Here is a 22,419-nt window from a genome sequence, read left to right as displayed (position 1 = left end):
GCAGGAAGACCAGCGTGCCGGGGGCGGCGAGCGGCAGGGCGGTCCAGCTGGCCCGGGGCATCAGCCCGCTACCGCGGAAGGACGAGGTGACGGGCGAAGGATGTCTTCGCCATGCCGCGGCGAGGGCGGAACTGCCCGACAGCCGAATCCGGCTCTGCGTCTCTGAAGGGAGCAGACGGGAAAAGACGGCCACGTGCACAGCCGCGGCGTGGATCGCGCATGGTCGGGAACGCGATTTGAAATGCGCGCCGGAGAATTCGGTCGAGAGATCCTCGCCGATTCCACCGCCGTCCTTCGCAAGGCCGGCCTATCGCGGCTGGAGGCGCGCGCGATTCGGCGATTCGTCCGACTGCCCGCCTCGTCAGGCCGACCGCCGCTTCCGTCCAGATCCGCTGGAAGCGCGTCTTTTCAGGCATTCCGGGCGGCTTGATGATGGTTTCGTGTCAGCTGCGACATTCCCTTCGCTTCGCATCGACACTGGCGCTTGACAGACCCCCAGCTTCTCCGTAAACGACCGCCTCACAAGCCGCCGCAAGCGGCGAAGCGCGGGTGTAGCTCAGTCGGTTAGAGTGCCGGCCTGTCACGCCGGAGGTCGCGGGTTCGAGCCCCGTCACTCGCGCCATTTTCTCTTCTCTATGCCGGATGCCGGACTGCGGTCCTGGATCCTTCGGGTCGCACGGGCCCGGTGAGGGCGCCGGTTCCTGGCGGTACCTCGTCGGATGCAGTGCAATGGCGCGACGGGGATGCGCCGGTCTGCCGGATCGCCCACACGCCGCAATCCTGATCAGGACCTTTGCTGCGCTCCGGCGGCGTCTCCGGAATCGGGCGACGCCGCGTCGTGGGTCTCAGGTCCCTCAGATGCCGGACCCAGCGTCCTCGAAGTCGGCCTCGTCCGCAGGGGCGGGGAAGTCGGCGCTTCCGGTCTGTCCGGTCGGCTGCGGCCATGGCATCCAGGCCACCAGTTCGTCCTCTTCATAGGCCACGAGCCCGTCCGGCCCCATGTCCGTCGCCACCCAGCAACGCTCGCGCGATCCCCGGATCGCCTGGAAGCGTACCGTGTCGACCTCGGCCGGCCCCTGTTCGCCGCCGCGCACCGTCACCAGGATGCGCTCGCCGTCTCGCCTGGCACTCGCCATCGGCAGCCAGCCCGTCTTCGCCGAATCCGTCATGAAGCCTTCTCCCTCGATCGTCCCGCCGGGACTTCTCACCGTGATCGCGTCCACCTTGCGGCGATGCGCCGCTGCCGGCAAGGCATGCCGCATCACTATGTCTCAAGTCCCTGAATCAACGCTATTTTATCGCATCCGGCTAGGCAAATTCGCTTGCCTCAGGCCCTTGTGCCGGAGAACGCCTTGCACAGATTCCAAGAAGCGGATAACCCTCGCCGCGATGCGGCATACGGCTCGCCCGATTGCCGCCGAGCCGTGCGGCGCGGAGACGATCCGCTGCCTGACCGTCACGCTGGATGAAATGGTCCGATGAGCGAACTCCTCGCATCCTATCTGCCGATCGTGATCTTCGTGGGTGTCGCGCTGATCATCGGCCTCGCGCTCCTCGTTTCGCCGTTCCTCGTCGCCTTCAAGGCGCCGGACGACGAGAAGCTGTCGGCCTACGAATGCGGCTTCGACGCGTTCGACGACTCCCGCATGAAGTTCGACGTCCGCTTCTATCTGGTCTCCATCCTCTTCATCATCTTCGATCTGGAGGTCGCGTTCCTGTTTCCCTGGGCGGCGAGCTTCGGCACCCTCGGCTGGTTCGGCTTCTGGTCGATGATGGTGTTTCTGGGCGTCCTGACGGTCGGCTTCATCTACGAATGGAAGAAAGGCGCACTGGAATGGGATTGATCATCGGCGAGAAGCCTTTTGCTCCCCGCTCCCCTGAGACGGGAACGGGTTCCCTCATCGATCCGGCCGCGCGCCCTTCCGCGCCGGCCCGCGACCCCTTCGTCACCGAGATCAACGACGAGCTTGCCGACAAGGGCTTCCTCGTCACCTCCACGGACGAGCTGATCCAGTGGGCGCGCACGGGCTCGCTCATGTGGATGACCTTCGGGCTCGCCTGCTGCGCCGTCGAGATGATGCAGATGTCGATGCCGCGCTACGACGCCGAGCGGTTCGGCTTCGCGCCGCGCGCCTCGCCGCGCCAGTCCGACGTGATGATCGTCGCCGGCACGCTGACCAACAAGATGGCGCCGGCGCTGCGCAAGGTCTACGACCAGATGCCGGAGCCGCGCTACGTCATCTCCATGGGCTCCTGCGCCAATGGCGGCGGCTACTACCATTACTCCTACTCGGTGGTGCGCGGCTGCGACCGCGTCGTGCCGGTGGACATCTACGTGCCCGGCTGCCCGCCGAGCGCCGAAGCCTTGCTCTACGGCGTTCTGCTGCTGCAGAAGAAAATCCGCCGCACCGGCACCATCGAACGCTGAGGGCTCCGCGTCATGCGTGAATTCGCCACCAAGGACATGGCCGACTATCTGGTCGAGACGCTGGGCGAGCGCATCGATACGAGCGAGGTCCGCTTCGGCGAACTGACGCTCGTCGTCGCGCCGGAGGACATCGTCAAGGTCCTCACCGTCCTGCGCGACGATCCGCAGACGCAGTTCATCAACCTGACCGACCTGTGCGGGGTCGACTATCCGGCCCGCGAGAAGCGCTTCGAGGTGGTCTATCACCTTCTGTCGCCGCGCCAGAACCAGCGCGTCCGGGTCAAGGTCCGCACCGCCGAGGACGATCCCGTCCCCTCGGTCACCGACGTTTTTCCCGCCGCCGACTGGTACGAGCGCGAAGCCTACGATTTCTACGGCATCCTCTTCACCGGCCACCCCGACCTTCGCCGCATCCTCACGGACTACGGCTTCGAGGGGCATCCGATGCGCAAGGACTTCCCGCTGACCGGCTTCGTCGAGGTGCATTACGACGAGGTGAAGAAGCAGGTGGTCTACGAGCCCGTCGAGCTGCGCCAGGAATTCCGCAACTTCGACTTCCTCTCGCCGTGGGAGGGAACGGATTACGTGCTTCCCGGCGACGAGAAGGCCAAGCGCCAGTGATCGGCAAGCGCCAGTAACCGGAGGAGCGCCTCATGGCGACGAAACGACTTCAGGCCAAATGCCTTTGCGGCGGTATTCGCATCGATGCGGATCTGGAATCCCAGGAGGTGGGCGTCTGCCATTGCGACACATGCCGGCGCTGGGCTGGCGGTCCGTTCATGGCAGTCGAGGCGGGATCGGAGGTCGTCGTCGCCGGAACCGATCTGCTCGGCATCTACGAATCCTCCGGCTGGGGCGAGCGCGGCTTCTGCACCCGGTGCGGGTCGGCGCTGTTCTGGCGCTCCAAGGACGCGGCGCATTACGCCATCTCCGCCATGGCCTTCGATGACCTGACCGAGGCGGTGCTGACCAAGCAGATCTTCGTCGATTCCAAGCCCGGCTGGTACGCTCTCGCCAACGAGACGCAGACGATGACAGGGGCCGAGTTCCTCGCCCAGTTCGCTTCCGAAGAGGACAAGCCGAATGGCTGAGATCGACGTCCGCAACTTCAACATCAATTTCGGCCCCCAGCATCCGGCGGCGCACGGTGTCCTGCGGCTCGTGCTCGAACTCGACGGCGAGATCGTCGAGCGCGTCGATCCCCACATCGGCCTCCTGCATCGCGGCACCGAGAAGCTGATCGAGCACAAGACCTACCTCCAGGCGATCCCCTATTTCGATCGTCTCGACTACGTCGCGCCGATGAACCAGGAACATGCCTTCTGCCTCGCGATCGAGCGACTGGCGGGAGTGGAGGTTCCCAAGCGCGGCCAGCTGATCCGCGTTCTCTACAGCGAGATCGGCCGCCTCCTCTCGCACATCCTCAACGTCACCACGCAGGCCATGGACGTCGGTGCGCTGACGCCGCCGCTCTGGGGCTTCGAGGAGCGCGAGAAACTGATGGTGTTCTATGAGCGCGCGTCGGGCTCGCGGCTCCATGCGGCCTATTTCCGGCCGGGTGGTGTCCACGTCGACCTGCCGCCGCAGCTCGTCGACGACATCGGCGACTGGTGCGACCCGTTCCTGAAGGTCTGCGACGATCTCGAGGAGCTTCTGACCGGCAACCGCATCTTCAAGCAGCGCAACGTCGACATCGGCGTCGTGACGCTGGAGGACGCCTGGGCGATGGGCTTTTCCGGCGTGATGGTGCGCGGTTCGGGCGCCGCCTGGGATCTGCGCAAGTCGCAGCCCTACGAGTGCTACGACGAGATGGAATTCGACATCCCGGTCGGCAAGAACGGCGACTGCTACGATCGCTATCTCATCCGCATGGTCGAGATGCGCGAGTCGGTCCGGATCATGAAGCAGTGCGTCGAGCGGCTGTCGGGCAGCGAGAGGACCGGCCCGGTCTCCTCGCTTGAGGGCAAGGTCGTGCCGCCGAAGCGCAGCCAGATGAAGCGCTCGATGGAAGCGCTCATCCACCACTTCAAGCTCTATACCGAAGGCTTCCATCTGCCGGAAGGCGAAGTCTATGCCGCGGTCGAGGCGCCGAAGGGCGAGTTCGGCGTCTACCTGGTCTCCGACGGCACCAACAAGCCGCACCGCTGCAAGATCAAGGCGCCGGGCTTTGCCCATCTCCAGGCGATGGACGTGATGTGCAAGGGGCACATGCTGGCGGACGTCTCGGCGATCCTCGGCACCCTCGACATCGTCTTCGGCGAGGTCGATCGCTGAATTTGTGGGCCTTGGCCCCCAGGAATGCTAGACTAGGGTCATGAAGAACGACGCCCTGCCGACGGCCCCGATGAGCGTGGACGATTTTCTGGTCTGGTCGCAAAACCTGCCGGAGGGGGAACGCTACGAACTGGTCGACGGCAGGCTCGCGCGGATGCAGTCCGAGAGGATCATCCACGCAGAGACGAAGTTTGCCGTGGTCGTCGCTCTCAAGGCCGCTTTGAAAAGGGCTGGGAAGAGCGATTGCCAAGCCTTCGTCGACGGCGTCAGCGTGCGGATCGACGAGACCACACTTCGCGAGCCGGATGCGCTGATCCATTGCGGCCCGTACGACCCCAACGGCATCGTGGCGGAAAACCCCGTGGTGATCGTCGAGGTCGCTTCCGGGCAGAGCCCGGATCTGAAGAAGACGCTCGACTACTTCTCGCTGGAATCGGTCCAGCACTACCTGATCCTGTTCCCCGGCGAGGGGAGGGTGCTCCACCAGCATCGCTCTGCGGTTCCGAACGAGATCACCACCCGGATCATCGGGAGGGATGCGACGATCGACCTCTCGCCTCCCGGCATTTCGGTGTCCGTCGAGGCTTTTTTCACCGGCTGAACCCCTGCTTTTGCGGCATGGGCGCCAATCCCGAACCGCGGCCATCGGCCACTGGCCTTTTGTCCGTCTTGTGATAGAACGCGCCGCAACATCGCGTGTTGAATCGCTCTAAGATCGAGGTCCGATGTCTGTCAGACGTCTCGCGGAAGAAACCGTCCAACCCGCCGGTTTCGCGTTTACCGAAGAGAACGCCGCTTGGGCTGAAGCGACGATCCGGAAATATCCCGAAGGCCGCCAGCAGTCGGCGGTCATCCCGCTGCTCATGCGGGCGCAGGATCAGGACGGCTGGGTGACCAAGGCCGCCATCGAGCACGTCGCTGACATGCTCGAGATGCCGCTGATCCGCGTGCTGGAGGTCGCGACCTTCTATACGCAGTTCCAGCTGAACCCGGTCGGCACCCGGGCGCATGTGCAGGTCTGCGGCACCACGCCCTGCATGCTGCGCGGCGCGGAGGATCTGAAGGCGGTCTGCCGCAAGAAGATCCATGCCCAGCCGTTCCATCGCAACGAGGCGGGGACGCTGTCCTGGGAAGAGGTCGAGTGCCTCGGTGCCTGCGTCAACGCGCCGATGGTGATGGTGTTCCAGGACACCTATGAGGATCTGACGCCGGAGCGGCTCGAGGCGATCATCGATCTGTTCGAGGCAGGGCGCGGCGACGAGCTTCGGCCCGGCCCGCAGAACGGCCGGCATCTGTCGGCGCCGCTCGGCGGTCTGACGACGCTGACCGGCGACTACGACGACATCATCGAGACGCAGCGGCGGGAGTCCGGCCACGGCCCCGCCAATGGTGCCGCGCCCCAGGGCGCGGGTGCCGGTGCGGCTTCGACCCCGCCGTCCGACGCAGGCCGCCCCGACACGGCTGCCGCCGAGACGGATCCGACGATCGCTGCGCCCGGAAAGGCCCAGGGCAACGAGACCGTCGCGGCCGGCGAGCGCGACGAGGGCGACGAGCTGACGACCGAAGCGCACGTTCCCGCGGCCGGGCAGACCGGCGGTACCCGTCAGGGCGGGACCGGCGAGGCCGAGCGCGATGCCGCCGAGGTGGGCCAAGCGGCCGACGCCTCGTCTGGCGCCGAGGCGAACACGGACGGGACGATGCGGCACAAGGAAGCGGCGGCGACCGAAGCGGTCGTGCCGGACGTGCGGCTCGTGCCCGACGATCGAACCGCCGGTGCGGCGCTGGATCTGTCCGAAGGCAAGGATTACGACCGCGCCAACACCGACCAGGTTGGTGTTACCGAGATCGAGGGCAGACGGACGGAGACGTCCGACGTCACGCCCGGCCCGGCGCATGCCGATCACTTCGAGAGTGCCGCGGAGCCGGGCAAGCCCGATAGCCGGCCAGGCGACAAGCCGGCCGACCTCCTTTCGGCGCCCCGGGGCGAGAAGGACGAGCTGCAGAAGATCCGCGGCATCGGGCCGGTGATCGAGGCGAGGCTGAACGAACTCGGCATCTATCATTTCTGGCAGATCGCAGAGTGGCGCGAGACCGAGCTGATCTGGATCGACGACTATCTGAACTTCCGGGGCCGGGCCGTCCGCGAAGAGTGGATCCAGCAGGCGAAGGATCTGCAGGCCGGGTCGGGCGCAAGCTCGGGCAAGGGTGAGGGAGAGGCGTGATGCTCCAGGACAAGGACCGGATCTTCACCAACATCTACGGCCTGCGCGACAAGAGCCTCGATGCGGCGCTGAAGCGCGGCCATTTCGACGGCACCGCCGACATCATCGGCAAGGGCCGCGACTGGATCATCAACGAGATGAAGTCCTCGGGCCTGCGCGGGCGCGGTGGCGCGGGCTTCCCGACGGGCCTGAAATGGTCGTTCATGCCGAAGGAAGTCGGCGAGAGGCCGCATTATCTCGTCATCAATGCCGACGAATCCGAACCCGGGACCTGCAAGGACCGGGAGATCATGCGCAACGACCCGTTCACGCTGATCGAGGGCTGCATCATCGCCGGTTTCTCGATGCTGGCGCACACCTGCTACATCTATGTGCGCGGTGAATATGTCCGCGAGCGCCAGGCGCTGCAGCGGGCGATCGACGAGTGCTACGAAGAGGGCTATCTCGGCAAGGACAACAAGTGCGGCTGGGACTATGACATCATCGTCCACCACGGCGCCGGCGCCTACATCTGCGGCGAGGAAACCGCGCTGCTCGAAAGCCTCGAGGGCAAGAAGGGCCAGCCGCGGCTGAAGCCGCCGTTCCCGGCGAATGTCGGCCTCTACGGCTGCCCGACGACGGTCAACAACGTCGAGTCGATCGCCGTCGCCCCGACGATCCTTCGGCGCGGCGGCTCCTGGTTCGCCGGCATCGGCCGCCAGAACAACACCGGCACCAAGTTGTTCTGCATCTCCGGCCATGTCGAGCGGCCCTGCACCGTCGAAGAGGCGATGGGCATTCCGTTCCGCGAACTGATCGAGAAGCACTGCGGCGGCGTGCGCGGCGGCTGGGACAATCTCCTTGCGGTCATTCCCGGCGGCTCCTCGGTGCCGCTGGTGCCCGGCGCCGACATCATCGACGCGCCGATGGACTTCGACGGCCTGCGCGAGATCAAGACCTCGCTCGGCACGGCTGCCGTCATCGTCATGGACAAGTCCACCGACATCGTGAAGGCGATCGCTCGCATCTCCTATTTCTACAAGCACGAGAGCTGCGGCCAGTGCACTCCCTGCCGCGAGGGAACGGGGTGGATGTGGCGTGTCATGGAGCGCATGGCCACCGGCCACGCCCAGAAGCGCGAGATCGACATGCTGCTCGACGTGACCAAGCAGGTCGAGGGCCACACGATCTGCGCCCTCGGCGACGCGGCGGCTTGGCCGATCCAGGGGCTGGTGCGGCATTTCCGCGCGGAGATCGAGCGCCGCATCGACGAATACTCGCACAACGCGCATCAGGTCAGGCCGGTGCTCGAGGCGGCGGAGTAGGGGCGGGAGCAATGGCGGACGAGCCGGACAATCTGGTGCTTCAGCTCCTGCGGGAGATCCGAGCTGATATTGGCGAGGTCAAATCGACGCTTTCCAAGCACAGCGAGCGGTTCGACCGCGTCGACCAGCGGCTCGAAGAAGTCCATGAGACGCTCTACACGGTCGCCGGCGCTGCCGTGCATGCAAACGTCCGCCACGACACGGTGGCGGAGCGGTTGAAGACGCTGGAAGAGCGCGTCTCCCGTCTGGAAGAGAAAGTCTGACGATGACGAAGCTGAAAGTCGACGGAAACGAGATCGAGGTTCCGGATCACTACACGCTCTTGCAGGCGTGCGAGGAGGCCGGCGCCGAGATTCCGCGGTTCTGTTTCCACGAGCGGCTGTCGATCGCCGGCAACTGCCGGATGTGCCTGATCGAGGTGAAGGGCGGACCGCCCAAGCCCGCCGCCTCCTGCGCCATGGGCGTGCGCGATCTGCGGCCCGGGCCGGAGGGCCAGCTGCCGGAAGTCTTCACCAACACGCCGATGGTCAAGAAGGCCCGCGAGGGCGTGATGGAATTCCTGCTGATCAACCATCCGCTCGACTGCCCGATCTGCGACCAGGGCGGCGAGTGCGACCTGCAGGACCAGGCGATGGCCTATGGCGTCGACTCGTCTCGCTACCGGGAGAGCAAGCGCGCCGTCGAGGACAAGTATATCGGCCCGCTGGTCAAGACGATCATGACGCGCTGCATCCACTGCACGCGCTGCGTCCGCTTCACCACCGAGGTCGCCGGCATTTCCGAGCTCGGCCTGGTCGGCCGCGGCGAAGATGCCGAGATCACCACCTTCCTCGAGCAGGCGATGACCTCGGAGCTGCAGGGCAACGTCATCGACCTCTGCCCGGTCGGCGCCCTGACCTCGCGCCCCTATGCCTTCCAGGCCCGTCCGTGGGAGCTGACCAAGACCCAGACGATCGACGTCATGGACGCGGTCGGTTCGGCGATCCGCGTCGACACGCGCGGCCGCGAGGTGCTGCGCATCCTGCCGCGGGTCAACGAGGCGGTGAACGAGGAGTGGATCTCCGACAAGACCCGCTTCGTCTGGGACGGGCTGCGCACCCAGCGCCTCGATCGCCCCTATGTGCGCCGCAACGGCAAGCTGCAGCCGGCGACGTGGCAGGAGGCCTTCGCCGCGATCAAGGCGAAGGTCGACCAGACTGCGCCCGAGAAGATCGGCGCGGTTGCCGGCGATCTCGCCGCCGTCGAGGAGATGTATGCGCTGAAGCAGCTGTTGGCTGGCCTCGGCTCGACCTCGATCGACTGCCGCCAGGACGGCGCCATGCTCGATCCTGCGAACGGGCGCGGCAGCTATCTCTTCAACACCACCATCGCCGGCATCGAGGATGCCGACGCGCTCCTGATCATCGGCGCCAATCCGCGCTTCGAGGCGGCCGTCCTCAACGCCCGCATCCGCAAGCGCTGGCGGCTCGGCGGCTTCCCGATCGGCGTCATCGGCGACAATGTCGACCTGCGCTACGACACCACCTATCTCGGCGCCGGCACCGACACGCTCTCGGATGTCGCCCGGGCGAGCCAGGGCTTCTTCGACGCGCTGAAGAACGCCGCCCGGCCGATGATCATCGTCGGCTCCGGCGCGATTTCCGGCGAGAACGGTTCGGCTGTGCTCGCGGCTGCCGCGGCTCTCGCCCGCGAGATCGGTGCCATCGCCGACGGATGGAACGGCTTCAACGTCCTCCACACCGCCGCCTCGCGGGTCGGCGGCCTCGACATCGGCTTCACGCCGGGCGAGGGCGGCAGGACCTTCGCCGAAATGGCCTCCGGTGGTGTCGACCTCCTGTTCAACCTCGGGGCCGACGAGGCCGAAATCGTCCCCGGGCCCTTCGTCGTCTATGTCGGCACCCACGGCGATCGCGGCGCCCACCGCGCCGACGTGATCCTGCCTGGCGCGGCCTACACCGAGAAGGATGGCACCTTCGTCAATCTGGAGGGCAGGGCGCAGATGACCTCTCGGGCAGCGTTCCCTCCGGGCGACGCGCGCGAGGACTGGGCGATCATTCGGGCGCTCTCGGCGGTTCTCGGTCGTACGCTGCCCTTCGACTCGCTTGCCGCACTGCAGCGGGCGCTGTATCAGTCGCATCCTGAAATGCGCAGTGACCGGATCGTGCCGGCGTCTCACGATGCGATCTCGGCCCTGGCCGATCGGGCCGCTGCTCTCGGCGACGCCCGGCTCGGCTCGAAGCTCGGCGACTTCTACCTCACCAATCCGATCGCCCGGGCGTCCAAGGTGATGGCCGAATGTTCGCGCCTCGCCAGCGGCGAAAAACTCCAAGCAGCGGAATAAGGACCGGCAACCGTGACGGACTTCTTCTCCCTCTATGTCTGGCCGGGCCTGATCATCCTCGGCCAGAGCGTCCTGTTCCTGGTCGTCCTGCTCGTGCTGATAGCCTACATCCTGCTCGCCGACCGCAAGATCTGGGCGGCCGTGCAGCTGCGGCGTGGCCCCAACGTCGTCGGGCCGTGGGGATTGTTCCAGTCCTTCGCCGACCTGTTGAAGTTCGTCCTGAAGGAACCGGTCATCCCGGCGAGCTCGGACAAGTTCGTCTTCCTCCTCGCGCCGCTGGTGGCGGTGACGCTGGCGCTGGCGACCTTCGCCGTGGTGCCGGTGGCCAATGGCTGGGTGATCGCCGACATCAACATCGGCATCCTCTACGTCTTCGCGATCTCGTCGCTGGAGGTCTATGGCGTCATCATGGGCGGCTGGGCGTCGAATTCGAAATACGCCTTCCTCGGCGCGTTGCGGTCTGCCGCGCAGATGGTCTCCTACGAGGTCTCCATCGGCTTCGTCATCGTGACCGTCCTGCTCTGCGTCGGGTCGCTCAACCTCACCGACATCGTGATCGCCCAGTCGGCCGGTCTCGGCACCATGGTCGGCCTGCCGAACTCGTTCCTCGACTGGCACTGGCTCAGCCTGTTCCCGATGTTCATCATCTTCTTCATCTCGGCGCTCGCCGAGACGAACCGGCCGCCCTTCGACCTGCCTGAGGCCGAATCCGAGCTGGTCGCGGGCTTCATGGTCGAGTACGGCTCGACGCCGTACATGATGTTCATGCTCGGCGAATACGCGGCCATCACCCTGATGTGCTGCCTGACGACGATCCTGTTCCTCGGGGGCTGGCTGCCGCCCTTCGACTTCGCACCCTTCACCTGGGTGCCGGGCGCCATCTGGTTCCTGGCGAAGGTCGCGCTGGTCTTCTTCATGTTCGCGATGGTCAAGGCCTTCGTGCCGCGCTACCGCTACGACCAGCTGATGCGCCTCGGCTGGAAGGTCTTCCTGCCGCTGTCGCTGGGCATGGTGGTGATCGTCGCCTTCGTGCTGCAGCTGACCGGCTGGGCCGGCCCGGCATGATCCTCGATCCGGGTCTCCTCGGTGCTCTCGTCGGCCTTGCCGTCGGCGTCCTCGACTTCTTCGTCATCGGCTATGTGATGGAGCGGATGGCGAGGGAGCGGCCGACGGAACGGCTCGGCGCGAAGACGGCGCTGAACGTCGCCCGGGTTTCGCAACTCATTCTTTTTCCGGTGATGGGCTGGTTCGTCGGCCAGACCATCGCCCCCTGAGACGACAAGGGGAGGGCAGAGCCCATGTCCCAGATTGCCCAGACCGTGCGTTCGCTCTTCCTGGTGGAGTTCGCGAAGGCCTTCGTTCTGTCCATGCGCTACTTCTTCAAGCCGAAGGCGACGGTGAACTATCCCTTCGAGAAGGGGCCGGCGTCGCCGCGCTTCCGGGGCGAGCACGCGTTGCGTCGCTACCCCAACGGTCAGGAGCGCTGCATCGCCTGCAAGCTCTGCGAGGCGATTTGCCCGGCCCAGGCGATTACCATCGAGGCCGGCCCGCGCCGCAACGACGGCACGCGCCGCACGATCCGTTACGACATCGACATGGTGAAGTGCATCTATTGCGGCTTCTGCCAGGAGGCCTGCCCGGTCGACGCCATCGTCGAGGGGCCGAACTTCGAATTCGCGACCGAGACCCGCGAGGAACTCTACTACGACAAGGCCAAGCTGCTCGCCAACGGCGATCGCTGGGAGCGCGAGCTGGCCCGCAACATTGCGCTCGACGCGCCCTACCGCTAATCGAGCGGCGTCGCATCGAGTGAAGACCGGGCCGCGAGTCGCCCGCAAACGCAGAAGCGAAGCGGCGCCGTCGCCGCGGACCGGAACATGAGGGGAGCCCGAGAATGCTCGGCCTTCAGGCATTCTTTTTCTATATCTTCGCCTTCATCGCGGTCGGTGCGGCGCTGATGGTGGTGTTCGCGCGCAATCCGGTCCACTCGGTGCTGTTCCTGATCCTCACCTTCGTCGCCGCGGCGGGTCTGTTCCTTTTGGCGGGGGCGGAGTTCCTGGCGCTCATCCTCATCGTCGTCTATGTCGGCGCCGTGGCGATCCTGTTCCTGTTCGTCGTCATGATGCTCGATCTCGACATCGGCCAGATGAAGAAGGGAGCGCTGAAATATGCGCCCTTCGGCCTGATCATCGGCCTCGTGCTCCTCGCCGAGCTGGTCATCGCCGTCACCGGCGGCGCCTATCAGCCCGACCTCGCCCAGTCGACGTCGCTGCCGATGCAGCCGCTCTACGAGATGTCCAACATCCGGGCGCTCGGCGGCGTCCTCTACACCCGCTACATTCTCTTCTTTCAGCTGGCCGGGCTGATCCTCTTCGTCGCGATGGTCGGGGCGATCGTCCTGACGCTGCGCCACAAGGAAGGCCTGAAGCGGCAGTCCATCGCCGCGCAGGTGGCGAGAAATCCCTCCACAGCCATCGAGATCCGCAAGGTCGAGAGCGGCCGGGGCATCTGAGCGACAAGGAACCGGAAACCATGGAAATCGGTCTCGGCCATTACCTGACAGTCGCCGCGATCCTCTTCGTCACGGGGGTCTTCGGCATATTCATGAACCGCAAGAACATCATCACCATCCTGATGTCGGTGGAGCTGATCCTGCTCGCGGTGAACCTCAACATGGTGGCGTTCTCGGCCTTCCTCAACGACCTCGTCGGCCAGGTCTTCGCACTGTTCATCCTGACGGTCGCAGCGGCCGAGGCTGCCATCGGCCTCGCCATCCTGGTCGTCTTCTTCCGCAATCGCGGCTCGATCGCCGTCGACGACGTCAACACGATGAAAGGCTGATCGCGGTGTACACGATCATCGTCCTCCTGCCGCTCGCGGGCTTCCTCCTTGCCGGGCTGTTCGGCAAGTCGATCGGGGCGAAGGCCTGCGAATACACGCTGTCGGGTTTCATGGTGGCCGCTGCGGTCCTGTCCTGGATCGCCTTTATCTCCTTCGGCTTCGGCGAGGGCGAGACGGTTCGCGTGCCGCTGCTGCAATGGATGCAGTCGGGCGGGCTCGACGTGTCCTGGTCGCTCAGGATCGACCGCCTGACCCTGGTCATGCTCGTCGTCGTCAACACCGTCTCCTGCCTGGTGCACGTCTATTCGATCGGCTACATGCACCACGACCCGCACCGGCCGCGGTTCTTCGCCTATCTCTCGCTGTTCACCTTCGCCATGCTGATGCTGGTGACGTCGAACAACCTTGTGCAGATGTTCTTCGGCTGGGAAGGCGTCGGCCTCGCGTCCTATCTCCTGATCGGCTTCTGGTACAAGAAGCCCTCGGCCAACGCCGCGGCGATGAAGGCCTTCGTCGTCAACCGGGTCGGCGACTTCGGCTTCGCCCTCGGCATCTTCGGCGTCTTCGCGCTGTTCGGCTCGGTGAACTTCGACACGATCTTCGCCGGCGCCGCGGACGTCGCCGCGACCCTCGGCGGTCATGATGCCGCCGCAGCCGGCGCCGAGGCCGCGACCCATGGTGCGGGCGACGTCGTCCTCAACTTCGCCGGCTATGCGCTGACCATGGGCGGCGCACTGACCGCGGTCTGCCTGCTGCTCTTCATGGGCGCGATGGGCAAGTCTGCCCAGCTCGGCCTGCACACCTGGCTCCCCGACGCCATGGAGGGCCCGACCCCGGTCTCGGCGCTCATCCATGCCGCGACCATGGTCACCGCCGGCGTCTTTATGCTGGCCCGCATGTCGCCGCTGTTCGAGCTATCCTCCTCGGCGTTGACCTTCGTCACCTTCATCGGCGCGACGACCGCCTTCTTTGCGGCGACCGTCGGTCTCGTCCAGAACGACATCAAGCGCGTCATCGCCTACTCGACCTGCTCGCAGCTCGGCTACATGTTCGTCGCGCTCGGCGTCGGGGCCTACGGGCCGGCGATCTTCCACCTCTTCACCCACGCCTTCTTCAAGGCGCTCTTGTTCCTCGGCGCCGGTTCGGTGATCCACGCCGTCTCCGACGAGCAGGACATGCGCCGCATGGGCGGCCTCAGGACCCACATCCCCAAGACCTACTGGATGATGGTGATCGGCACGCTCGCTCTGACCGGCTTTCCCTTCACCGCCGGCTACTACTCGAAGGACGCGATCATCGAGGCGGCCTTCGTCGGCCACAATTCCTTCGCCCTCTACGGCTGGGGCATGACGGTGATCGCGGCGGCGCTGACGAGCTTCTATTCGTGGCGGCTGATCTTCATGACGTTCCACGGCAAGCCGCGGGCCTCCGCCGACGTCATGCACCACATCCACGAGTCGCCGCTGGTCATGCTGGTCCCGCTCTTCGTGCTGGCCGCCGGCGCGCTGTTCGCGGGGATCGTCTTCGAGGGCGCCTTCATCGGGGAGGGCTATGACGAGTTCTGGCATGCCGCGATCTACACCGGCGCCGAGAACCACGTGCTCCACGACATGCACGAGATCTCGTTCTGGATCGCCTTCCTGCCGACGATCTGCATGGCTGTCGGTTTCGTCACCGCCTACATGTTCTACATCGCACGGCCGAACCTTCCCAAGGAGACCGCCCAGCGCAACCGGGGCCTCTACCAGTTCCTCCTGAACAAGTGGTACTTCGACGAACTCTACGACTTCCTGTTCGTCCGGCCGGCGCAGTGGCTCGGCCGCTTCCTCTGGAAGACCGGTGACGGGCGGGTGATCGACGGGCTCGGCCCGGACGGGGTCTCGGCCCGCGTCATCGATGTCACCGGCCGGGTCGTGCGGCTCCAGAGCGGATATCTCTATCACTACGCATTCGCGATGCTGATCGGCGTTGCCGCGCTGGTCACCTGGATGATGCTCGGGGGAGCGAACTGATGACCGACTGGCCGATCCTCTCGACCGTCACCTTCCTGCCGCTGGTCGGCGCGCTCCTCATCCTGTTCATCAAGGACGACAACGAGCTCGCGCGGCGCAACGTGCGCAACGTCGCGCTGTTGACGACGGTCTTCACCTTCATCGTCTCGCTGTGGATCTGGATCGACTTCGACGCGTCCGATCCGGGCTTCCAGATGGTCGAGCAGCTCGAATGGATCGGTGACGGCATCACCTATCACATGGGCGTCGACGGCATCTCGATGCTGTTCGTCATCCTGACGACCTTCCTGATGCCGCTGTGCATCCTGGCGAGCTTCGAGTCCGTGAAGACGCGGGTGAAGGAGTACATGATCGCCTTCCTCGTCTTGGAAACGCTGGTCATCGGCGTCTTCTGCTCGCTCGATCTCGTGCTCTTCTACATCTTCTTCGAGGGCGGCCTCATCCCGATGTTCCTGATCATCGGCGTGTGGGGCGGCAAGCGGCGCATCTATGCGAGCTACAAGTTCTTCCTCTACACCTTCCTCGGCTCGGTTCTGATGCTGATCGCCATCATGGCGATGTACTGGAATGCCGGCACGACCTCGATCCCGGAACTCTTGCAGCACCAGTTCCCCGCCGAGATGCAGACATGGCTGTGGCTGGCCTTCTTCGCCTCCTTCGCGGTGAAGATGCCGATGTGGCCCGTCCACACCTGGCTGCCCGACGCCCATGTCGAGGCGCCGACGGCGGGTTCGGTGATCCTTGCGGGCATCCTCCTGAAGCTCGGCGGCTACGGCTTCCTGCGCTTCTCCCTGCCGATGTTCCCGCTGGCCTCGGCGGATTTCGCGCCCTTCGTCTTCACGCTGTCGGTGGTGGCGATCATCTACACCTCGCTGGTCGCGCTGATGCAGGAGGACATCAAGAAGCTGATCGCCTACTCCTCCATCGCCCATATGGGCTTCGTGACCATGGGCATCTTCGCCGCCAACCAGCAGGGCGTGCAGGGCGCGATCTTCCAGATGCTCTCCCACGGCCTCGTCTCCGGCGCGCTGTTCCTCTGCGTCGGCGTCGTCTATGACAGGATGCACACCCGCGAGATCGCGGCCTATGGCGGTCTCGTCAACCGGATGCCGCATTATGCGGTGGTGATGCTGATCTTCACCATGGCGAATGTCGGCCTTCCGGGCACCTCGGGCTTCGTCGGCGAGTTCCTGACGCTGATCGGCGTCTTCCAGGTCAATACCTGGGTGGCGATCTTCGCCACGACCGGCGTCGTCCTCTCCGCTGGCTACGCGCTGTGGCTCTATCGCCGGGTGATCTTCGGGGCGCTGGAGAAGGAGAGCCTGCGCCATATCCTCGACCTGTCCGGCCGGGAAAAGCTGTTGCTCTATCCGCTGGTCGTGCTGGTGATCTTCTTCGGCGTCTATCCGATGCCCGTCTTCGACGTGACGGCGGCCTCGGTCGAGACGCTCGTCAGGAGCTACACGGCGGCGATCGACGCCGCTGGCAACGGTGCGGTCGCGGTGCTCCACTGAGCGTCGGGCCGACCATCCGACGACGGGACGCAGCGTTCGCCCCGCCGGCATGACGACCATTCGAACGTCCTCGTTGCGGCAGCCAAGCCGGTGAGGGCGTCCCACTTACGTTTCGAGGCCTACCGCCCATGATGCCCGATATGCTCGCCAGCAGCCTGTGGATCGCCGCGCCTGAGCTGATCCTGTCGATCGGCGCGATGATCCTTCTGATGATCGGCGTCTTCATGGGCGAGAAGAGCTCGCAGACGGTGACCGGTCTGTCGGTCGCGGTGATCATCATCGCCGCCCTGTGGCTGATCCTGATCACGCCGCTCGGCGTCGGCTTTGGCGGCTCCTTCGTTCTCGATCCCTTCGCCCGCTTCATGAAGATCCTCGTCCTCGTCGGCTCCGCCGCGGCGATGGTGATGTCGGTGGGCTTTGCCGAGAGCGAGCGGTTCAACCGCTTCGAGTTCCCGGTTCTCATCCTCCTGTCGACCACCGGCATGATGATGATGGTCTCCGCCGGCGACATGATCGCGCTTTACCTCGGCCTCGAACTGCAGTCGCTGGCGATCTACGTGCTCGCGGCGATCAACCGGGACAGCGTGCGCTCGACCGAAGCCGGTCTGAAATACTTCGTCCTCGGCGCCCTGTCCTCGGGCATGCTGCTCTACGGCGCCTCGATGGTCTATGGCTTCACGGGCCACATCGAGTTCACCCAGATCGCGGCCGTCGCCGGCGAGAGCGGCCGCTCGCTCGGCCTCGTCGTCGGCCTGGTCTTCGTCCTCGCAGGTCTCGCCTTCAAGATCTCCGCCGTGCCCTTCCACATGTGGACGCCGGACGTCTATGAGGGCGCCCCGACGCCGATCACCGCCTTCCTCGCCGGCGCGCCGAAGGTCGCGGCGATGGCGCTGCTCACCCGCTTCACCGTCCAGGGCTTCGAGCCGATGTCGGACCAGTGGCAGCAGGTCATCGTCTTCATCTCCATCGCCTCGATGGTGTTCGGCGCTTTCGCCGCGATCGGCCAGCGCAACATCAAGCGGCTGATGGCCTACTCGTCGATCGCGCACATGGGCTACGCGCTCGTCGGTCTCGCCGCCGCCAACAGCGAGGGCGTGCGCGGCGTCCTGATCTACATGACGGTCTACCTGATGATGACGCTCGGCACCTTTGCGGTCATCCTCGCCATGCGCCGGCGCGACGGCATGGTGGAGGAGATCGCCGATCTCGCCGGGCTGTCGCAGACGAACCCGGTGATGGCGCTGTTCCTGACCGTTATGATGCTGTCGCTTGCCGGCCTGCCGCCGCTCGCCGGCTTCATCGCCAAGTACTTCGTCTTCATGGCGGCGGTCCACGCCGGCCTGTGGCCGCTGGCGATCATCGGCGTGCTCGCTTCGGTCGTCGGCCTCTTCTACTATCTGCGCCTCGTGAAGACGATGTGGTTCGACGAGCCGGCGGAGGCCTTCGTGCCGATGGCGATCGAGCTGCGGGCGGTCCTGTGGGTGACGGGGCTGATCGTCTTCCCGATCTACATCTTCGTCGGCGGCCCCGTCTTCGCTGCAGCCGAGGCCGCCGCCAAGTCCTTCTTCTGACGGTGACGGCGGCTTTCGCTCTTTCGCCGACGGCGGTAGCGGACGGTTTTCGGCTGGAATCCTTCGCCGAAATCGGCTCGACCAACCAGTTGGCGCTCGAACGGGCGAGGCAGGGCGATCCCGGCAAGTTGTGGCTCGTGACGGGCCACCAGACCGGTGGGCGGGGACGGCGCGGCAGGCCCTGGGAGGGGCGGCCCGGCAATCTGGCCTCGACGCTGCTGCTGCGCCCGCAGGTGGGGCTGTCGGTGGCAGCCTCCCTCGGTTTCGTGGCGGCGCTGGCCCTGCGGGACGCGCTCCTCGCGGTGGTGCCCAAGGGCGCCTTCGCCATCGCGCCCGACGCGGGGGATCTCGTGCGGGGCGGCCGCTTCGCCCTCAAATGGCCGAACGACGTCCTCGCCGACGGGGCGAAGCTCTCCGGCATCCTGCTGGAGACTGCCCAGGCCGGCCAGGACGATCTGGCCATCGCGATCGGCATCGGCGTGAATGTCGTCGATCATCCAAGGGGCACGCCCTATCCGGCGACGGACCTTTCCGCCATGGGCTGCGGGTGTTCGGCGGGCGAGCTGTTCTTTGCCCTCAGCGACGCCTTCGTCGACAACCTGCGTCTCTGGCGAGCCGGGCAGGGGTTGTCTGCCATTCGCGACAGATGGCTCGAGGGGGCAGCGGGTCTCGGCTCGCAGGTCGCCGTCGACACCGGCGGGACCATCGTGCGCGGGGTGTTTGAAACCGTCGACGCCGACTGCCATCTGGTCATTCGAGGCGATGACGGCGCGGCGACGCGCATTGCGGCGGGCGACGTGCATTTCGGTGCGGTGGCATCGGTCCGGACATGAACCGGACCGGCGGTGCCCGGCCTGCGATGCGAGCGGGCGAACCCTGAAGATTTGAGCCGGAGGATGGTGGCCGGATGATGAAAAAGACCATCGGCGAACAAGAGATGAAACCGGAAAGCAGAGGCTAGATGAACAACGACAACACGAACGGCGAGTTGGTCTTCTGTCCACTCGGCGGTGTCGGCGAGATCGGCATGAATTTCGCTCTCTACGGCTTCGGGCCGGCGGACAGCCGCGAGTGGATCGTGGTCGACTGCGGCGTGTCCTTCGCCGGTCCCGACATGCCGGGGGTGGACCTGGTCCTCCCCGACATCCGCTTCATCAAGGAGCGGCGACTGAAGCTGAAGGGCATCGTGATCACCCATGCCCACGAGGATCACTACGGAGCGCTGCTCGACCTGTGGCCACGGCTCAAGGCGCCGGTCTACGCCACCGCCTTCTCCGCGTCGCTGCTGGCGGCCAAGCGTGAGGGCGAAGCCGGGGCGCCGGACATCCCGGTGACGCTGTTCAAGGCCGGCGACCGGTTCCGCGTCGGGCCGTTTGAGATCGAGGCGATCAACGTCACCCATTCGATCCCCGAGCCCGTCGCGCTGGCGATCCGCACGCCGGTTGGCACCGTGCTCCACACCGGTGACTGGAAGATCGACGCGACCCCGGTTCTCGGTGCCCCGACCGACGAGGCGCGGCTGCGGGCGATCGGCGACGAGGGCGTCTTGGCGATGATCGCCGACTCGACCAACGCCATGCGCGACGGCGTCAGTCCGTCCGAGCGCGAGGTGTCGGCGTCGCTCGCCAAGATCATTGCGGAGGCGCCGGGCCGCGTCGCCGTCACCACCTTCTCCTCCAATGTCGGCCGCATCCGGGCCGTGGCGGAGGCGGCGCGCGATGCGGGCCGCCAGGTGCTGCTGATGGGCCGCTCCATGCGCCGCGTCGTCGACGTCTCCGACGAGCTCGGCTATCTCGAGGGCCTGCCGCCGTTCCTGTCGGAGCAGGACTTCGGCTACATCCCCCGCGAGAAGGCGGTGATCATCCTGACCGGCAGCCAGGGCGAGACGCGCGCCGCGCTCGCCCGCCTGTCGCGCGACGAGCATCCCTCCGTCAGCCTGTCGAAGGGCGACATGGTGATCTTCTCCTCGCGCTCGATTCCCGGCAACGAGAAGGGCATCATCGAGATCAAGAACGCCCTGATCGATCGCGGCATCAAGGTGCTGGAGGACGGCGAGAAGCTGGTTCACGTCTCCGGCCATCCGCGTCGCCGCGAGATGAAGGAGATGTACGCCTGGGTGCGGCCGCAGATCGCGATCCCCGCCCATGGCGAGGCGGCGCATCTCGTCGCTCACGAGGCGCTGGCGCGGGAGGCGGGTGTCAAGACGGTCCTGTGCATCCGCAACGGCGCCATGGTGCAGCTCGCGCCGGGGCCGGCCATGGTGATCGACGAGGTTCCGGTCGGGCGGCTCTACAAGGACGGGCGGCTGATCGGGACGCCCGATGAGATGGGCATCGTCGAGCGGCGGCGCCTCTCCTTCGTCGGCCATGTCGCCGTGCATGTGGAGATGACCGCCAAGCTCGCGCTGCGGGACGACCCGGACATGGTCATCCTCGGCCTGCCGCAGGAGGACGAGGAGGGCGACGAGATGGAGGACATCCTCATCGATGCCGCCGTCGACGCCTTCGAGAGCATCCCGCCGAAGCGCCGGGGCGACATCGAGACGGTGCGCGAGGCGGTGCGCCGGGCCGTTCGTTTCGCCGCCGCTGACGCCTGGGGAAAGAAGCCGATCGTGTCGGTCTTCGTCTCCAAGGCCTGATCGTCGCGCGGGCGCGCGAGGCGCCCGGTCATCTGGGGAGGATCGTTCGATGCTGCTTGGTCTCAACCACGTCGCCCTCGCGGTGCCCGATCTCGAAGCCGCGGCGGCGACCTATCGCACATTGCTCGGCGCAAAGGTCTCGGCGCCGCAGGCACTTCCCGAGCACGGCGTCACGGTGGTGTTCGTCGTGCTCGGCAACACCAAGATCGAGCTCCTCGAGCCGCTCGGGGAAGGCTCCCCCATCGCAGCCTTCCTCGCCAAGAACCCGAAGGGCGGCATGCACCACCTCTGCTACGAGGTTGACGACATCGTCGCCGCCCGCGATCATCTGGTCGCCTCCGGTGCCCGGGTCCTTGGCGACGGCGAACCCCGGATCGGCGCCCATGGCAAGCCGGTGCTGTTTCTCCATCCGGGCGACGTGCACGGAACGCTGACCGAGCTCGAACAGGTGTGAACCGGCTGGGCCGGGGCGACGGTGCTCCCGCCGGGGTCAGAGTTTGCGGTTGCTCCGCGCAACGTGATTGCGTCCGTTCTTCGGGCCGCGTTACGAAGAGCCGGCCCGGATCAGGAAGTGCGCGGCACGGCGAAGCGATTGGCGCAAGCCGGCGGCCGGGTGGCTCCCGAAGCGCCGGCTGCCACGCCGATCTTCAAATGGGCGCATGGCGGCAATATGGATCGGCGCGACAGGCGCCGCCGCATGGCCGCACAAGCGACTGCGCCGCTATCAAGGGGAGGTCTCGATGGGCATCATTTCAGGCTTGGCGATCTATTTCATCATCTGGTGGACGGCGCTCTTCGTCATCCTGCCGATCGGCAACCAGTCCCAGCACGAGAGCGGCGAACGGGCGCTCGGCACTGCCGACAGCGCGCCGATCAACGCCCGCATGGGCTTCAAGTTCATGCTGACGACGGCGCTCGCGACCGTGGTGTTCGTCGTCTTCTACGTGGTGACCCAGGTCTTCGGCCTCGGCCCGGACGACTTCCCGCACATGATTCCGGGAACGTGAGACGAGCCGGTGCCGCCGGGGAACTGTGATACCAGCGGCCCGTGAGTTGCCTCCCGTACCGCTGCTATCGAGCCCGCGCGGCGCCTGAGCGGTAACCCCTTGGCGCGGGTCGAAGATCGGGGCCGACGGTACGCTTCGAGCAGGTGAAGAAGCGTCCGGCGTCGGCGCTGGTACTCGGGCCTCCGCAAACGCCACCCGCCGGAAACTGCACAAAAAAAATGCAAGGCTTTCGCCTTGCATCACAATTCGCGCGCCTGGATTTCACAC

23 protein-coding genes and 1 tRNA gene are annotated in these 22,419 nt (G+C 65.9%); 23 read left to right on the top strand and 1 reads right to left on the bottom strand.

Features of this window, described 5'->3' with window-relative positions; all coding sequences use genetic code 11:
- Positions 1-545 precede the first annotated feature (545 nt).
- Positions 546-622 (top strand) — tRNA-Asp (locus ATO4_RS02490).
- A 232-nt stretch (positions 623-854) separates the two neighbouring features.
- Here ATO4_RS02490 and ATO4_RS02485 read toward each other — a convergent pair.
- Entirely contained in the window at positions 855-1,262 is a 408-nt protein-coding gene (locus ATO4_RS02485; protein ID WP_083589776.1) for a hypothetical protein, read from the bottom strand.
- Between the two features lie 216 nt (positions 1,263-1,478).
- Between ATO4_RS02485 and ATO4_RS02480 the strand changes: the two genes are divergently transcribed.
- From ATO4_RS02480 to ATO4_RS02375, 22 genes are all read left to right on the top strand, one after another.
- Positions 1,479-1,844 (top strand): NADH-quinone oxidoreductase subunit A, encoded by a 366-nt coding sequence (locus ATO4_RS02480; RefSeq protein WP_083589775.1) that lies wholly within the window; start codon positions 1,479-1,481, stop codon positions 1,842-1,844.
- A complete protein-coding gene (locus tag ATO4_RS02475; protein WP_139802199.1) occupies positions 1,835-2,428 on the top strand; it encodes an NADH-quinone oxidoreductase subunit B in 594 nt (197 codons plus the stop codon). Before ATO4_RS02480 ends, ATO4_RS02475 begins: the two co-directional genes overlap by 10 nt.
- Before the next feature lie 12 nt (positions 2,429-2,440).
- Positions 2,441-3,049 (top strand): NADH-quinone oxidoreductase subunit C, encoded by a 609-nt coding sequence (locus ATO4_RS02470; RefSeq protein ID WP_083589774.1) that lies wholly within the window; start codon positions 2,441-2,443, stop codon positions 3,047-3,049.
- A gap of 32 nt (positions 3,050-3,081) precedes the next feature.
- A complete protein-coding gene (locus ATO4_RS02465; RefSeq protein WP_083589773.1) occupies positions 3,082-3,519 on the top strand; it encodes a GFA family protein in 438 nt (145 codons plus the stop codon).
- Positions 3,512-4,702: an NADH-quinone oxidoreductase subunit D gene (locus ATO4_RS02460; RefSeq protein ID WP_083589772.1), complete on the top strand. Its 1,191-nt coding sequence runs from the start codon at positions 3,512-3,514 to the stop codon at positions 4,700-4,702. Before ATO4_RS02465 ends, ATO4_RS02460 begins: the two co-directional genes overlap by 8 nt.
- A gap of 40 nt (positions 4,703-4,742) precedes the next feature.
- Positions 4,743-5,303, top strand: a complete 561-nt coding sequence (locus ATO4_RS02455; RefSeq protein WP_245308516.1) for a Uma2 family endonuclease — start codon at positions 4,743-4,745, stop codon at positions 5,301-5,303.
- Positions 5,304-5,427: 124 nt separating this feature from the next.
- Positions 5,428-6,924 (top strand): NADH-quinone oxidoreductase subunit NuoE, encoded by a 1,497-nt coding sequence (gene nuoE / locus ATO4_RS02450; RefSeq protein ID WP_083589771.1) that lies wholly within the window; start codon positions 5,428-5,430, stop codon positions 6,922-6,924.
- Positions 6,924-8,228, top strand: a complete 1,305-nt coding sequence (gene nuoF, locus ATO4_RS02445; protein WP_083589770.1) for an NADH-quinone oxidoreductase subunit NuoF — start codon at positions 6,924-6,926, stop codon at positions 8,226-8,228. Before nuoE ends, nuoF begins: the two co-directional genes overlap by 1 nt.
- An 11-nt stretch (positions 8,229-8,239) precedes the next feature.
- On the top strand, positions 8,240-8,491 hold the full coding sequence (locus ATO4_RS02440) for a hypothetical protein (RefSeq protein WP_083589769.1): 252 nt from the start codon (positions 8,240-8,242) through the stop codon (positions 8,489-8,491).
- A gap of 2 nt (positions 8,492-8,493) precedes the next feature.
- Entirely contained in the window at positions 8,494-10,569 is a 2,076-nt protein-coding gene (gene nuoG / locus ATO4_RS02435) for an NADH-quinone oxidoreductase subunit NuoG (RefSeq protein ID WP_083589768.1), read from the top strand.
- A gap of 12 nt (positions 10,570-10,581) precedes the next feature.
- Entirely contained in the window at positions 10,582-11,634 is a 1,053-nt protein-coding gene (gene nuoH, locus ATO4_RS02430) for an NADH-quinone oxidoreductase subunit NuoH (protein WP_083589767.1), read from the top strand.
- A complete protein-coding gene (locus ATO4_RS02425; protein ID WP_083589766.1) occupies positions 11,631-11,843 on the top strand; it encodes a hypothetical protein in 213 nt (70 codons plus the stop codon). The genes nuoH and ATO4_RS02425 overlap by 4 nt, the downstream gene beginning before the upstream one ends.
- Before the next feature lie 24 nt (positions 11,844-11,867).
- A complete protein-coding gene (gene nuoI, locus ATO4_RS02420; protein WP_083589765.1) occupies positions 11,868-12,359 on the top strand; it encodes an NADH-quinone oxidoreductase subunit NuoI in 492 nt (163 codons plus the stop codon).
- A 104-nt stretch (positions 12,360-12,463) separates the two neighbouring features.
- Positions 12,464-13,081, top strand: coding sequence for an NADH-quinone oxidoreductase subunit J (locus ATO4_RS02415; protein ID WP_083589764.1), 618 nt, complete (start codon positions 12,464-12,466; stop codon positions 13,079-13,081).
- A gap of 20 nt (positions 13,082-13,101) precedes the next feature.
- On the top strand, positions 13,102-13,410 hold the full coding sequence (nuoK, locus tag ATO4_RS02410) for an NADH-quinone oxidoreductase subunit NuoK (protein WP_083589763.1): 309 nt from the start codon (positions 13,102-13,104) through the stop codon (positions 13,408-13,410).
- Between the two features lie 5 nt (positions 13,411-13,415).
- Positions 13,416-15,422 carry an NADH-quinone oxidoreductase subunit L gene (gene nuoL / locus ATO4_RS02405; protein WP_083589762.1) on the top strand — a complete coding sequence of 669 codons (2,007 nt, stop codon included), beginning with the start codon at positions 13,416-13,418 and terminating at the stop codon, positions 15,420-15,422.
- Positions 15,422-16,936 carry an NADH-quinone oxidoreductase subunit M gene (locus tag ATO4_RS02400; protein ID WP_083589761.1) on the top strand — a complete coding sequence of 505 codons (1,515 nt, stop codon included), beginning with the start codon at positions 15,422-15,424 and terminating at the stop codon, positions 16,934-16,936. The genes nuoL and ATO4_RS02400 overlap by 1 nt, the downstream gene beginning before the upstream one ends.
- 128 nt (positions 16,937-17,064) lie before the next feature.
- Positions 17,065-18,507: an NADH-quinone oxidoreductase subunit NuoN gene (gene nuoN / locus ATO4_RS02395; protein ID WP_083589760.1), complete on the top strand. Its 1,443-nt coding sequence runs from the start codon at positions 17,065-17,067 to the stop codon at positions 18,505-18,507.
- 2 nt (positions 18,508-18,509) lie between these two features.
- The gene (locus ATO4_RS02390) at positions 18,510-19,340 is read left to right on the top strand and encodes a biotin--[acetyl-CoA-carboxylase] ligase (protein WP_083589759.1); all 831 of its coding nucleotides are present in this window, start codon (positions 18,510-18,512) and stop codon (positions 19,338-19,340) included.
- A 128-nt stretch (positions 19,341-19,468) separates the two neighbouring features.
- Complete coding sequence (locus ATO4_RS02385) at positions 19,469-21,145, top strand: ribonuclease J (RefSeq protein WP_083589758.1); 1,677 nt, start codon at positions 19,469-19,471, stop codon at positions 21,143-21,145.
- Between the two features lie 49 nt (positions 21,146-21,194).
- Entirely contained in the window at positions 21,195-21,599 is a 405-nt protein-coding gene (gene mce / locus ATO4_RS02380) for a methylmalonyl-CoA epimerase (protein WP_083589757.1), read from the top strand.
- 286 nt (positions 21,600-21,885) lie between these two features.
- A complete protein-coding gene (locus ATO4_RS02375) occupies positions 21,886-22,152 on the top strand; it encodes a DUF1467 family protein (protein ID WP_083589855.1) in 267 nt (88 codons plus the stop codon).
- The last annotated feature ends 267 nt before the right edge of the window (positions 22,153-22,419 follow it).

Origin of the sequence: Aurantimonas sp. 22II-16-19i (assembly GCF_002088275.1) — a bacterium.
Classification (GTDB): Bacteria; Pseudomonadota; Alphaproteobacteria; order Rhizobiales; family Rhizobiaceae; genus Jiella.
This window is presented reverse-complemented; position numbering and strand designations above follow the sequence as displayed.

What these genes read in the sequence shown, in the direction of transcription:
- ATO4_RS02485 (WP_083589776.1), bottom strand. Translation starts at nt 1,262, where the DNA reads ATGCGGCATGCCTTGCCGGCAGCGGCGCATCGCCGCAAGGTGGACGCG.
- ATO4_RS02480 (WP_083589775.1), top strand. Translation starts at nt 1,479, where the DNA reads ATGAGCGAACTCCTCGCATCCTATCTGCCGATCGTGATCTTCGTGGGT.
- ATO4_RS02475 (WP_139802199.1), top strand. Translation starts at nt 1,835, where the DNA reads ATGGGATTGATCATCGGCGAGAAGCCTTTTGCTCCCCGCTCCCCTGAG.
- ATO4_RS02470 (WP_083589774.1), top strand. Translation starts at nt 2,441, where the DNA reads ATGCGTGAATTCGCCACCAAGGACATGGCCGACTATCTGGTCGAGACG.
- ATO4_RS02465 (WP_083589773.1), top strand. Translation starts at nt 3,082, where the DNA reads ATGGCGACGAAACGACTTCAGGCCAAATGCCTTTGCGGCGGTATTCGC.
- ATO4_RS02460 (WP_083589772.1), top strand. Translation starts at nt 3,512, where the DNA reads ATGGCTGAGATCGACGTCCGCAACTTCAACATCAATTTCGGCCCCCAG.
- ATO4_RS02455 (WP_245308516.1), top strand. Translation starts at nt 4,743, where the DNA reads ATGAAGAACGACGCCCTGCCGACGGCCCCGATGAGCGTGGACGATTTT.
- nuoE (WP_083589771.1), top strand. Translation starts at nt 5,428, where the DNA reads ATGTCTGTCAGACGTCTCGCGGAAGAAACCGTCCAACCCGCCGGTTTC.
- nuoF (WP_083589770.1), top strand. Translation starts at nt 6,924, where the DNA reads ATGCTCCAGGACAAGGACCGGATCTTCACCAACATCTACGGCCTGCGC.
- ATO4_RS02440 (WP_083589769.1), top strand. Translation starts at nt 8,240, where the DNA reads ATGGCGGACGAGCCGGACAATCTGGTGCTTCAGCTCCTGCGGGAGATC.
- nuoG (WP_083589768.1), top strand. Translation starts at nt 8,494, where the DNA reads ATGACGAAGCTGAAAGTCGACGGAAACGAGATCGAGGTTCCGGATCAC.
- ATO4_RS02425 (WP_083589766.1), top strand. Translation starts at nt 11,631, where the DNA reads ATGATCCTCGATCCGGGTCTCCTCGGTGCTCTCGTCGGCCTTGCCGTC.
- nuoI (WP_083589765.1), top strand. Translation starts at nt 11,868, where the DNA reads ATGTCCCAGATTGCCCAGACCGTGCGTTCGCTCTTCCTGGTGGAGTTC.
- ATO4_RS02415 (WP_083589764.1), top strand. Translation starts at nt 12,464, where the DNA reads ATGCTCGGCCTTCAGGCATTCTTTTTCTATATCTTCGCCTTCATCGCG.
- nuoK (WP_083589763.1), top strand. Translation starts at nt 13,102, where the DNA reads ATGGAAATCGGTCTCGGCCATTACCTGACAGTCGCCGCGATCCTCTTC.
- ATO4_RS02400 (WP_083589761.1), top strand. Translation starts at nt 15,422, where the DNA reads ATGACCGACTGGCCGATCCTCTCGACCGTCACCTTCCTGCCGCTGGTC.
- nuoN (WP_083589760.1), top strand. Translation starts at nt 17,065, where the DNA reads ATGATGCCCGATATGCTCGCCAGCAGCCTGTGGATCGCCGCGCCTGAG.
- ATO4_RS02385 (WP_083589758.1), top strand. Translation starts at nt 19,469, where the DNA reads ATGAACAACGACAACACGAACGGCGAGTTGGTCTTCTGTCCACTCGGC.
- mce (WP_083589757.1), top strand. Translation starts at nt 21,195, where the DNA reads ATGCTGCTTGGTCTCAACCACGTCGCCCTCGCGGTGCCCGATCTCGAA.
- ATO4_RS02375 (WP_083589855.1), top strand. Translation starts at nt 21,886, where the DNA reads ATGGGCATCATTTCAGGCTTGGCGATCTATTTCATCATCTGGTGGACG.